Below are 12,837 nucleotides of genomic sequence, written 5' to 3'. Positions count from 1 at the left end.
AGCTTAGATCAAAAATTTGTTAATTGAGAGAAAAAGTTATTTACTCATCTTTTTTCGGGCTCTATTATTGTTCGTCTGAAAAAAAATAGCAACTATAACCGCAGTTTTACTTTATCTATTATGTCAAAATTTACTAAAAATCTATTTGCTTCAAGCTTATTATTTTCTAATATTGCATTCGCTCAAATAGATGTTCAACCATTAACACAAATACTTCCGCAAGGGGCAAGCATCGGTTTTATCGCCGAAAATATCAACCAAAATAAAATTATTGCGGATCATAACGGGCAAACCTTTATGCTTCCCGCCAGTACGCAAAAAGTCTTTACCGCACTTGCCGCCAAATTAGCGCTCGGCGATGAGTTCCGCTTTGAAACCAGCTTGCAAACACAAGGCAAGGTGCAAAATAATCAGTTAGACGGCGATCTGATTGTTAAATTTACCGGCGATCCGGATTTAACGACCGGTCAATTATACGGCTTATTCGCCACCTTAAAAAAACAGGGCGTTAACCAAATTAACGGTAATTTAATTTTGGATACCTCTGTTTTTGCAAGCCACGACCGGGGTTCCGGCTGGATTTGGAACGATTTGACTATGTGCTTTAATTCGCCGCCGGCTGCGGTTAATTTAGATAACAACTGTTTTTATGTAAATTTAGACGCCAATAAATCGGTGGGTGAATTCGTGCAATTCAATGTACCGACTCAATACCCTATTCAGGTTTTCGGACAAGTTCGTGTTGTCGGTGCGGAAGAAGCACCTTATTGTCAATTAGATGCGGTAGTTCATGATAATAACCGTTATCAGATTAAAGGCTGTATCGCCCGCCAAACCAAACCTTTCGGGTTAAGTTTTGCAGTGCAGGATACCGATGCTTATGCGGCGGCAATCGTCCAACGTCAATTAAGACAAGCGGGTATTCAATTTAGCGGACAAGTGCAACAACCTCATCAACCTCAACAAGGCACGGTATTAGCACAACATTTATCAAAACCTCTGCCTGAACTCATCAAAAAAATGATGAAAAAATCCGATAATCAAATCGCCGATTCGTTGTTCCGTACCATTGCCTATCATACGTTTAAACGACCCGCATCCTTTCAACTAGGTTCATTGGCATTAAAACGTATTCTTTCCACGCAGGCAAAGATAAAATTCGGGCACAGCATCATCGCCGATGGGTCAGGGCTTTCCCGCCATAATCTGGTTGATCCGAATACAATGTTGCAAGCTTTGAATTATATCGCCCGTAACGAAGACAAGTTACATTTAATGGATTCCTTTCCCGTTGCCGGTGTTGACGGTACTATCAGCGGTCGGGGATCATTAATTAATCCGCCACTGGTAAAAAACGTATTGGCAAAAACCGGATCGTTAAAGGGCGTATATAATTTAGCCGGATTTATGACCAATGCCCGCGGCGAACGTATTGCCTTTGTACAATTCATTAACGGTTATTCCACCGGTGAGTTGGAAAATAAAACAAAACGTGCGCCGTTAGTCCAATTTGAAAGCAAATTATATAATGCGCTTTATGCCGATTAATAGCCGTTATCAAGCCTAATCAATTCTTTCGATAAAGCCCGAAAATGAAAAATCATATTTTGCGGGCTTTATTTTCAAAATCTTTTTTAAAGATATAAAAATCCGTTTTTCAAAGCTCAAAATATGTTTTAGAATGAAGCCACTAATTACTCCTTTGTAGCAGTCTTGACTATGAAATTAAATTTTCCGACATTTCTTACATTATTTAGGGTGGCGCTCATCCCGTTCCTGATTATTGCTTTTTATTTGCCTTTTGGCTGGTCTGCGTTTTTATCTACCGCAATCTTCTTCGTTGCTTCTATTACCGACTGGTTTGACGGCTATTTAGCAAGAAAGTGGAAACAAACCACCAGATTCGGTGCATTTTTGGATCCCGTTGCAGATAAAGTCATCGTTGCAACGGCGCTGGTATTAATTGTGGAATATTATCATGTTTTCTGGATTACTATTCCGGCAATCGTCATGATTTCCCGTGAGATTATTATCTCCGCATTGCGTGAATGGATGGCGGAAATCGGTAGTCGTACGACTGTTGCCGTATCCTGGATCGGTAAAGTGAAAACAACCGCGCAAATGTTTGCCTTGGGTTGCCTTTTATGGCGTTATCAATATTGGATGGAAGCATTAGGCATTATTTTACTTTATATCGCCGCAATTCTTACGGTTTGGTCTATGATTCAATATTTAAAAGCGGCAAAAGATTATTTATTAGAAGAAATTAATTCTTAAAAATTTAATAATAACTAAGTAAAACCTCATTTTTTTGTTGTTTTAATAAACAGAATAATTTGACTTGGCTTATTTTTAAACAATCAGTCAAAAAACTATAATTTATTCAAAAATAACGTTTGACATCAACATACAAATCCGTAAAATGTGCCTCGTTAACCGGCAATGCCGGTAGCAAAATAAAGCGGGAATAGCTCAGTTGGTAGAGCACGACCTTGCCAAGGTCGGGGTCGCGAGTTCGAGCCTCGTTTCCCGCTCCAAACAAAATGCCTCAATAGGCCCGAGTGGTGAAATCGGTAGACACAAGGGATTTAAAATCCCTCGACTTTCGAGTCGTGGCGGTTCAAGTCCGCCCTCGGGCACCATCATACCTTATCTTATTTAAAGATGTTACTTTCCAATTTGTAGAATTTATGACAAATCATTATAAAAATGGGCTTAAAAGACATTTTGTCTACTATGCCAATTATGTTTATAAAGGATTTTTTAAATGAAAAGAGTTGATTAATTATTAATAAAAAACCAACTCATTTGTCGAATTAAACCTTAGCCTAGAATTTATACTTGATATTCACCCCAGCACTAAAATTGCGCTTCAATGCGGGTTCATAATAGCGACCATTACTATCGTTAATCACCACCGTTGCATAATCCTTATTGAACAAGTTATTCACACGCACGTGAGTATCCACAGCCCAGTTTGCTTGATCCCATAAATAGCCGGCATAAGTACCCACAGCCCAGTTTGCTTGATCCCATAAATAGCCGGCATAAGTACCCACCACAGTGTAGCTCGGTGCCGATTCGCTGTTGGCGTTATTGACTTGTACTTTACCGTGATAACGTACGTCTGCGCCTAGACGCCAGCCTTGTTTATCAAACCAACCTAGCGAAGCATAAGCATTATGCTTTGCCACGCCAGCAATGCGGTTGCCTTGACGAATCGTGTCACTTACCGTTTCGCGGAAGCGAGCATCCACGTAATTATAGGCAATGGTCATTTGTAAATCTTCCCAAAGATTGCCTTTCCAGCTTAATTCTGCACCTTGGCGACGTGTTTTACCTGCGTTACGGTAAGTCGCGCGTCCGTCAAATGTACCTGCTGAAATGATGTCATCTTTACTATTTGAACGGAATAATGCGGCAGTTAGCAAGCCTTCACCTAGAATACGTTTTATACCGATTTCATAGTTATCGGTGGTTAATGGTTTGAGGTCAAAATTTAGTCCAGCTACACCATCAGGGCGATAGCTCATTTCCAAGAATGTTCCCGTCTCAAATCCACGGCTATAAGAGGCATAAATATTGGTATCGGCTAAGCCTTTCCAGCTAATCCCTACACTTGGCAACCATTTTTCATATTTTTTACGACCGCTGTCATCACCATTGTTGAAATAATAATCTTTTGATTTAAAGGTTGTAGTGCTATAACGTAATCCGCCGGTGAGCGTCCAATCGTCTAAGAACGTCCAGTTTGTTTGCAAATAAGGATCGAGGTTATAAACTTTATTTTTTTCATTACGACGGAGATTGCCTTTGACACCATTTTGCGTACCAAGGAAGTTTTCATAACCTTTGCGTCTGTCTTGCATATAGTCAAAAGCCACGCCCGAAATCAGGTTAAAATTCGGTGTAAAGTCGTGTTGGAGATAAGCATCCGTTCCTGCGTAATTACGCGTAAAATCAATTACACCGCCAGCGTGCCCTGCATTACGAGTTTGAGTAATACGTGGAATGGCAAGATATTGTTCTAATTGCCGTTCCCCCACATAAGCGGTTAAATTTACGGTATTTTTTGCATTCAATTGTTGGCGGTAAGTTATCCCTGCTTGAGTTTGGCGTACTTCTTTGCGTGCATTGAATAAACTGATATTGCTTGCAACTTGATCTCGATTTTCTTTCCATTGCGCATAACTTAGTGAACCGGGATCTTGTGCTTTAATATGGTTGTGGTTAAAGGTAAAACCAAATTCCGCACCGTTTTTCATTGTCCAGTTGGTTTTGAGATTCACCTGATTTTGACGTGCTGCACTGTGATCTCGCTCACCTTTTGTGGTAAAACGATTCACACTTAACACATAATCAGGAACATATTTTCCATCGCCACCGCCTTGCGCTTTTAAGCCATAATGCCAAGTGCCATTTGAACCACCATCAACTATCGTTTCGATACTTGCTGGATTTTGTCCACGTTGTGTTTGAATCAAAATAGCGCCTGCTGAAGAATTCCCATAAAGCGATGAGAATGGACCTTTTAATACTTCAATTTTGCCAAGGGAGTTCATATCAATGTGAGTCGTCACACCTTGACCATCCGGCATCGTGGCAGGAATACCGTCCACATATAAACGTACACCTCGCACACTTGCACGAGAACCGCGTGTGGAAAGGTTAATATCTTACGCATAATTATGACGTTCAACGGCAGTTACTCCTGCAATACCCTGTAAAGCCTCGCTTAAGCTTATATTCATTCCACTTTTTTTGCGAACATCCTCGCCTTCTACCACATCAATAGAAGCTGGGGAGCTAAATTGATCCATTTCACTACGAATCGCATTCACTTTAATCTCATCGAGTGCGGTTGTTTCATCAGCTAAAACATTAAAGCTTGTACTCGCCACTAAAAGAGCAATGGCTGTTTTCTTCATTATCAGAATCCTTATGTTAAAAATAAGGGAGCTTTACAGCCCCCTTGGTAGTTATTTGCCTGTGTATTCAAATACGATAATTGCACCTTTGTTTTGCATTTCTGTATTTGGTTTATTATCTGTGCCCATACCGTAACCAACAGCATCTGTCGCTACGTAGATTTTACTCGTATCAGGGCTGATGAGTGCATTGCGATAGCGGTTATTGGTTTTGAAGTGCTTGCTGAAATCACCTTGCACTTGTTTCGCGTCCCCATCTAATTTCACGCGGTAAATTGCGCCGTTTTTCAATGTGGTAATTAGCAATGAATTCTGCCACTCTTTGATTTTACCGTCTTTCGGATAGTAAACGACGCTTGATGGTGCAACGGTTGGCCAGCATAAGAATGCTAATTCGCCGCAGTTGCTATCAGAGAAATTATAGCCGTTTGGTACGGTAAAGAAGGTTTTTTGTGGTGCTTTAAAGTTTTCAGCGGTAAATTCGCTTTCTTGCGTTACAGGTACACCTTTAGGAATCACGTTTGAATCGAATTTCGCTTGTAATTCTTTAGGTGCTTTTGACCAGTTTGCATACACATAAGCAGAGTTATCTTTATAACCCGCAACATTTGGCCAGCCGTAGTTGCCACCTTTCTCGATAAGGTTTAATTCATCATCAGTTGATGGACCTTGTTCCGTGGCAAATAAACGATCGCCCACGAACGCTAAACCTTGCGTATTGCGGAAACCGTAAGCATAAACGTGGCTTTTTACACCATTTAATTCAGGGTTATCTTCAGGGATCGAACCATCTACATTTAAGCGTAATACTTTACCTGGATAAAGCGAGTAATCTTTATTGGCAACTTGTTCTGCTGTTGGTAAATGTTGAGAAAGAATTTCTTTAGCTACGTGTGTGCCTTGGTTATACCCCATATCACCGATGGTGTAATACAGTTTGCCATCGGGCCCAAAGCGTAAACGACCTGAGTTATGATCATTGCTCGCTGGTAATTTATCAATAATGATAGATTCATCGGCTAATTTATTCGTTTTTGGATCGTAGCTTAAACGTACAATACGAGCAAATTTGTTGTCGCCTTCGTTATAGGTATAAGCAGTATAAAGGAAGTTATCACCTTTGCCTGATAAAAACTCTGGATCAAATGTTAAACCTAATACCCCTTGGTGTGGCGGTTCAGCAAAGGCGTTTTCAAAGGTATAAAGTATGGTGCGTTTACCTGTTTTAGGATCGATCGTGGCAATGTTTTTACCTTGGCGTTCTGTGATCCAAATTTGGTTATCTTTACCCCAAAGCATTTCCCAAGGACTTTCTAAGCCATCAACCAACACAGTGGCTTTAAATGGCTCAGCGATATTTACAATATCTCCTGCTTTTGCAAAGGTTGCTTGGCTTGCAGTTAAAGAAATAAATCCCATTGCAAGAGCAAGTGCGTTTTTTTTCATAAAAGTTCTCCTAATAAATAATAGATAGTTGGGCTAAAAAGCGCCCAACCATAAATAGCAATAAACGATAATTTATTTCAAATCAAAAAGTAAAAACTCAGCATCACTTGATATTTCAATTTTTGCTAACTCTTCTGCACGAATTCCCACCGCATCAAAAGTTGAAAGTACAACACCATTGACAGTTAAATCGCCTTTAACCACTTGTAACCAGTAATTTCTTGCAGAATTTAGCTCAATTTCGACCGCTTGATCCGCTTGGTATTGATGACGCCAGAGTTTCATATCTTGGTAAACTTTAAAAGATTCGTCTTTTGCGTTGGGTGATAAAATCAAGGTTGCCCCTTCTTTATCGGCAAATTTTTTCTGATCGTAGCGGGGTTTAATGCCTAACTCATTCGGCATAATCCAAATTTGCAAGAAGTGTAAATCTTCCGTTTCGCTTGGGTTAAATTCCGAGTGATACACACCCGTACCTGCTGACATAATTTGAAATTCGCCAGCTGAAAAGGTTTCAACATTACCCATACTGTCTTTGTGTGCAATGGTGCCTTTTAACACATAAGATAGAATCTCCATATCTTTGTGTGGGTGTGTGCCGAAACCCATTGTTGGTGCAACCAAATCTTCGTTAATTACGCGTAAATCTGAGAAGTGCATATGATTGCGATCGTAGTAATCTGCGAATGAGAATGTGTGATAACTCTCTAACCAGCCGTGATTGGCATATCCGCGTTCGTTTGCTTTTCTTACTTGTAACATAATTTGTTTTCCTTCTATTTAATTTTTCTAACGCCCGATTGCTTTTCGATGTGTGCATTTTAACTGAAGATAAATTTGCAACAAGATATGATTTTAGGAAAATATTTTGCAAAAATAGAAATATAAATAAAATTTAAAATCTGATAAACATCACATTTTTAGAAAAAAATTTCAGGTATAATACGCGCGGTTTTTAGGCCCAAACAGGTTGGTGTTTTATGCAACAATACAATAATTTTGACGATTGGCTGGCTTCCAGTCCATTTGGTGGTTCGAATCAGTCCTATGTTGAAGAAATTTATGACCAATACCTTGAAAATCCGCAATCGGTTGATGCTTCTTGGCAAGCAATTTTTGATTCCTTCCCTCGCTCAGCTATGGTTGAGCAACCTCATTCTCAAGTACGTGATTATTTCCGTAAACTTGCCCGTGAAAATGTACCTGAAGCTGTTGCCGTCGTTGATCCTGAAACCTCAGCGAGACAAGTCCGTTTACTTCAATTGGATTAACGCCCACCATTTCCGTGGCTATACACAGGCAAATCTAGACCCTCTCAATTACTACCGTTGGAAAACGTCAGTCGTGCCAGAATTAGATTATAAACATCACGGCTTTAGTGAAGCGGATCTGAATGAAACCGTCACCGTAGGTAAATATGTTTACGGCAAAGATACCATGAAATTCTCTGAATTAGCCGAAGCGTTAAAACAGACCTATCTCGGCACCATCGGCTTAGAGTTTATGCATGTTCAGGATATGGAACAGCGTAACTGGCTACAGGCGAAGATGGAAAGTGTGTTGAATAAACCTCTTTTCACTCGAGATGAAAAATCAATTTATTAGCAGAATTAACTGCAGCTGATGGTTTGGAACGTTATCTTGGTGCGAAATTCCCAGGGGCTAAACGTTTCTCCCTAGAAGGCTCAGATGCTTTTATTCCGATGATGAAGGAGATTATTCGCCACGCCTCACGTAATGGTATGCAAGATGTGGTAGTCGGAATGGCACACCGTGGACGTTTAAATATCTTAGTGAACGTTTTTGGTAAAAAAACCGGCGGAACTGTTTGATGAGTTTGCGGGTAAACACGCTGAAGGAAATCGTACGGGGGATGTAAAATATCACCAAGGTTTTTCTTCTGATTTTGCTGTGGATGATAAACGTGTCCACTTAGCATTAGCTTTCAACCCCTCACATTTAGAAATTGTCAGTCCGGTGGTAATTGCTCGGTGCGTGCGAGACAAGAGCGAGCAGGCGATAGCGATTACAGTAAAGTATTGGCAATTACCGTACATGGCGACTCCGCAGTTACTGGGCAAGGAGTGGTACAAGAAACCTTGAATATGTCGAATGCCCGAAGTTATTCGGTGGGCGGTACGATTCGCATTGTGATCAACAACCAAATCGGCTTTACCACTTCAAACCCGAATGACACCCGCTCAACCGAGTTCTGCACGGATATTGCTAAGATGATTCAGGCGCCAATTATTCACGTGAATGGTGATGATCCTGAAGCGGTCGCCTTTGCGGCACGAATGGCAGTGGAATATCGCACCAAGTTCAAGCGTGATATTTTCATTGATTTGATTTCGTACCGTCGCCACGGTCATAACGAAGCTGACGAACCATTAGCCACTCAACCGATGATGTACAGCATTATCAAAAAACACCCAACGCCTCGCAAAGTGTATGCAGATCGTTTGGTGGCGGAAGCAGGAACGCATTCCCGGTTTAAAAAATTTGGGCCCTGCGCAGTACAGAGCTCAATATTTAACTTAAGTTTATTTATCTGTCCAAGTTTTGGGGAGCAGATCAACAAGCGGTCTGTTTTAGTTGAAATTTTGCAAAAACAGGCTAAAACTGACCGCTTGTTGTAGGCGCAAGTATGGACGCTTGCGCCATCGTGGAGCTTTTATATAAACGCTACTTCACCTATGCCATATTTAAGAATACTCATTGAATTTAGTGATATTTTCATGCCTCTTCCATGTTCTACATCGATTTCAACTCTAAATAGCAAACCAATAACAAATTCGTCTTCTGTTTGTTCGGATAATAGAAAAATAGACATCAACTCACCTTTTTCAGAAAGATCATCAAAAATCCTATTTTGCCCTAAAGAGTACCATTCTCCACTTTGTCCAATCATTTTAATAATTTTTTGCTTGTATTCTACAGATAAATCTTGTTCTGCTAATTCCAAATAGTCTGCAATTACTAGATTTATGGAATGAGATTCTTCTGGAATAGAAATATACATTTCTAAATTATCACTAAACATAATGTCGTTAACATTCATATTATTTCTCCTATACGCTTATCCACAAACGTTTTGTTGTTGCTTTCTTCTTTCCTGTGCAGCATTCAGTTCTGCAGCTTTTTGCTTGGCTTCTGGGGTTTCATATTTCAGACCTGTTGTTTGTTCAAAGTCTCTCACGGAACATGCGTGCGGTAAACTCGCCTCATGAACAGATTGTTCCACTAATTGCATGGTAGCAGTATTAGTCGTAGGATCATAATTCGCATGATGCCAAGTAACTTCACCATAATTATCTCTATGAGCTTTAGTAGTCGGATTTCCGCTAACACCATTTATTTTTGCTGCGGTATTTGCTGCTTTAAAGTCTGCACTACGGCTACCTTGCATTTGAATTGTTACTTCTTTCAATACTTGATCTGGAGGGAATATTACATGTTCTAAAGCCAATCCCAACGGATCCACCCATCCCGTAGGATCAAACACATACCCATAAGGATTAAACCCGCCCAATAACCCTATCGGGTCTGAGCTGATATACTGCCCCGTTTCAGGTGAGTAATAGCGGAAGCGGTTGTAATGTAGCCCGTTTTCTTCATCGTAGTATTGCCCTACAAAACGATGGTTGCATTTTAGTTGCGTGCTGTCGTTTGCGGCGTGGTGGCGGTAGCCGTCGATTTCCGCTTCGCCCCATAAGTTGAGTTTTTGACGGTAGTCGATATAGCCCTCTTCGGTCATCAATTCGGTTTGTTCACCTTGACTATGACGAATCCCGATTAATTGATTGTCGTCATTATAACGGTAACTCACATAGTTATCGTCAGGAAATTGCTGACGAACAACCTGATAACGCGCGTTATAACGATACTCCCATTTTAACTTGTTCGGCGCAATCACAAAACGCAGTTCATTACGGCTGCCATAGCGGTATTCCCAACATTCTCCCAGCGGGTTTTTAACCTCCAGCAATAAACCGTCAGGATTATATTTATACTGAAAAACCCGACCGTCCGCCGTCTCCACTTGGCTGATGTCGCCGTAATCGTTATAGCGGTAGCGCGTTTCTCTGCCTAACGCATCGATGTGTGCCGTTTTCAGCCCGTATTCCCACTCGCTGCGCGTAATATTGCCCAGCGCATCGCGGGTTTGGGTGACCACATCATCGTCATTATACCAATAACAACTTTCCCCGCCTTCCGCATCAAAATAACGGGTGCAGCGGTTTTCATCGTCATATTCATAACGCTCCGTATAATGCCCCGATTTTGTCCGCGTACCGATTACGCGTCCCCGCTCGTCATAATCAATATTGACTGAGGTTGCGTCGCTATCCCACCAGGCATGCATATAGCCCGCGTCATTATAACGATGATGAAGTTCGCCGTATTGGAACGAATGACAAAAGACCAATTGTCCTTCTCGATTGTGCTCAAAACGGGCTAAATCGCGCTTTTCGCTTTTTGAATGATAGGTGATAGATTGAATTAAGCCGTCTGAATTTGCTATCCGCAATGAAAAACCGTCACTGTGACGAACTTCCGATAAGCCGGATTCATTATAGTGAAAGGTGATTTGATTACCGAAGCGGTCTGAGATTTCGGTTAAATATCTGACCGATTTATCCCCAGACGCCTGTGATGAAAATAAATATGTTCTCTGCTGTTTGCGGTTGAATAAATAAATAGCGTTTAAATCGTTACTCAATAAAGTCAGATGTTTACAATACACATTTTGGGCATAAACGGTATTTGCCCGACAAGGATAATGGAAAGCGGCACCTTTCTCGTTAATATAAATAATCTCTTTTCGTTTGTTATCAATACGTAAACATTGTGACCAGTCGTCATACCAATTTTGCCCCAAATATCCGCTTTGTTGTTGGGTGGAATAATAATAACGATTAAGCCACAGCGGCAAAGAGCCTTCGAATGAGAGTACATGCCATTCCTGAATCAACGCGCCTCGCGCCACATCAACCGGGTCGCCCACGGCAGTCCGAGCGTCGGCAAGCCCCTTAAAGCCTTTCGCCAAATCAATCACCTCCATAACCAGCCCGCTGTAGGTTGCGAGCTCCTCTAACCATAACGGTACGCTGGACGTAATCGGTAAATGATAAGCCGATGAGGTCGCCTCCGTTTCTAATACCGTTTGTCGTCCGCCTACCAAGGTACCGTCACAAGTCGTTGAATGACCGATACGAGAAATCGGCAATCCGTTGGCAAACACGGTTTCCGCTCCTTCCGCCATAAATTGCTCACCACCATGGTCAGAACATTCGATTAAATCACCGACTCGGGCAACCGCTTTATTTTCAAAGAAAACATTGGGCGAGCCTTTTAATACCACGCCTTTTTTCTCACCGTATTGAGATAAGGCATTACCAACACCCGCACAAACCCCGGTTACCATACCGCAAATGGCAGCACCCAGAAAAAGACCCACACCAGGAAGGGCTGCCGCTACAATACCACCTAATACAATACCGCCTAAAATGCCCCAAAATGCCGCACTTTTATTTTTATGGTAAACGTCATCACCGACACAAATCGGGTTATTTCCCGATTCGGGAATCGGCTCTTTCCCAAACAGATACTTCATCACCGCATGGGTAGCAGCTCCGCCTAGCGCATCCCCGACTTTATAGGCCACTAAGCCGATGATTGCCGCCCCGCCGGCCGTTGCTAATCCGGTCGCGGCACCCGCCATCAACGCACCGCTGGATACGGCGCAAAATGGGCGCCGCGATTGAGGTTATAAGGCAATAACGTTTCGCCGTTTAACGTGGTGGCGTCATCGGTCAGGATTAAACGATGTCCCCCGTCTAGCTGTTCAAAATAGTAGAAAATCCCTTCTTCGGCAGTCAGGCGTTGAAAAACGCAAAAGTCCGATTTCGATATTGCACGCAGAACTCCCGTTCGGGGTGAGGGGCGCGCAGTACAAACGCGTAATCGACCACCTTGTTTTCGCCTAAAAGGGTTGTCAGGATAGTTTGAATATTTTTTTGTTGGAAAATACGGAAGTTTTGTCTTAACGTGGTGCGCCACAAGTCGGGGCAGATACGCAGGCGATAGTGAGTTAACCGAAAACCGCTGTCGCCCTGCTCAAAATCGGTCACCATCCCAGAAAAGGTTTGCAGTAATTACCCGTCCTGCCAAACGGAGAGTACTACTTGGTTATCTAACACCGCTCCCGGCTCGACCGCCGGCTTCCAATGTAAATTGCAAGCCGCTCGGCAGACGTTTGAAGAGGGCGGTCAGGATATCGAGCAGGGAAGAGGGTTCCATCTGTCCGCTATCATCCAAAGTGGAGGATTTAAGCTGAGTTGCATAATCGGAAGCATACCGGACGCGTTGAATCACTTCTCTGCCGGCAGACTCTGCTTGAGAAACCTGACCTGCTATTTGTTGTACCTTAACCGCCTGAGTTGCAATTTTCTCATTTAAC

The 12,837-nt window shown here is 42.1% G+C and carries 8 protein-coding genes, 2 tRNA genes and 2 pseudogenes; 5 read left to right on the top strand and 7 right to left on the bottom strand.

What is annotated here, in order from left to right:
• Window positions 1–120: 120 nt before the first annotated feature.
• The 4 genes from dacB to A4G13_RS02570 all read left to right on the top strand — a co-directional run bounded on the left by dacB (window position 121) and on the right by A4G13_RS02570 (window position 2,642).
• Window positions 121–1,548 carry a serine-type D-Ala-D-Ala carboxypeptidase gene (gene dacB, locus A4G13_RS02585; protein WP_090654460.1) on the top strand — a complete coding sequence of 476 codons (1,428 nt, stop codon included), beginning with the start codon at window positions 121–123 and terminating at the stop codon, window positions 1,546–1,548.
• Between the two features lie 171 nt (window positions 1,549–1,719).
• Window positions 1,720–2,277: a CDP-diacylglycerol--glycerol-3-phosphate 3-phosphatidyltransferase gene (pgsA, locus tag A4G13_RS02580; RefSeq protein WP_041639677.1), complete on the top strand. Its 558-nt coding sequence runs from the start codon at window positions 1,720–1,722 to the stop codon at window positions 2,275–2,277.
• A 184-nt stretch (window positions 2,278–2,461) separates the two neighbouring features.
• Window positions 2,462–2,537, top strand: a tRNA-Gly gene (locus tag A4G13_RS02575).
• An 18-nt stretch (window positions 2,538–2,555) separates the two neighbouring features.
• Window positions 2,556–2,642 (top strand) — tRNA-Leu (locus A4G13_RS02570).
• Between the two features lie 186 nt (window positions 2,643–2,828).
• On the opposite strand, the gene A4G13_RS02565 is transcribed toward A4G13_RS02570, so the two are convergent.
• The 4 genes from A4G13_RS02565 to A4G13_RS02550 form a co-directional block, all read right to left on the bottom strand.
• Window positions 2,829–4,640: a TonB-dependent receptor family protein gene (locus tag A4G13_RS02565; protein WP_090654628.1), complete on the bottom strand. Its 1,812-nt coding sequence runs from the start codon at window positions 4,638–4,640 to the stop codon at window positions 2,829–2,831.
• A 36-nt stretch (window positions 4,641–4,676) separates the two neighbouring features.
• Window positions 4,677–4,928, bottom strand: coding sequence for a hypothetical protein (locus A4G13_RS02560; RefSeq protein WP_090654626.1), 252 nt, complete (start codon window positions 4,926–4,928; stop codon window positions 4,677–4,679).
• Window positions 4,929–4,979: 51 nt separating this feature from the next.
• Entirely contained in the window at window positions 4,980–6,374 is a 1,395-nt protein-coding gene (locus A4G13_RS02555; RefSeq protein ID WP_090654624.1) for a glucose/sorbosone family PQQ-dependent dehydrogenase, read from the bottom strand.
• 72 nt (window positions 6,375–6,446) lie between these two features.
• Window positions 6,447–7,136 (bottom strand): pirin family protein, encoded by a 690-nt coding sequence (locus A4G13_RS02550; protein WP_090654623.1) that lies wholly within the window; start codon window positions 7,134–7,136, stop codon window positions 6,447–6,449.
• A 218-nt stretch (window positions 7,137–7,354) separates the two neighbouring features.
• Here A4G13_RS02550 and A4G13_RS02545 point away from each other — a divergent pair.
• Window positions 7,355–8,848, top strand: a pseudogene (locus tag A4G13_RS02545) (thiamine pyrophosphate-dependent enzyme); the annotation flags it as partial.
• A gap of 200 nt (window positions 8,849–9,048) precedes the next feature.
• On the opposite strand, the gene A4G13_RS02540 reads toward A4G13_RS02545, so the two are convergent.
• The 3 genes and pseudogenes from A4G13_RS02540 to A4G13_RS10585 all read right to left on the bottom strand — a co-directional run bounded on the left by A4G13_RS02540 (window position 9,049) and on the right by A4G13_RS10585 (window position 12,511).
• Complete coding sequence (locus tag A4G13_RS02540; RefSeq protein WP_090654621.1) at window positions 9,049–9,435, bottom strand: hypothetical protein; 387 nt, start codon at window positions 9,433–9,435, stop codon at window positions 9,049–9,051.
• 18 nt (window positions 9,436–9,453) lie between these two features.
• On the bottom strand, window positions 9,454–12,099 hold the full coding sequence (locus A4G13_RS10575; RefSeq protein ID WP_090654619.1) for an RHS repeat-associated core domain-containing protein: 2,646 nt from the start codon (window positions 12,097–12,099) through the stop codon (window positions 9,454–9,456).
• Window positions 12,099–12,511 (bottom strand): annotated as a pseudogene (locus A4G13_RS10585) (contractile injection system protein, VgrG/Pvc8 family). The gene A4G13_RS10575 and the pseudogene A4G13_RS10585 overlap by 1 nt, the downstream one beginning before the upstream one ends.
• Window positions 12,512–12,837 lie beyond the last annotated feature (326 nt).

Source organism: Basfia succiniciproducens, from assembly GCF_011455875.1.
GTDB lineage: Bacteria > Pseudomonadota > Gammaproteobacteria > Enterobacterales > Pasteurellaceae > Basfia > Basfia succiniciproducens.
Note: the sequence above shows the minus strand (reverse complement) of the source record. Positions and strands in the feature narration are given on the sequence as shown.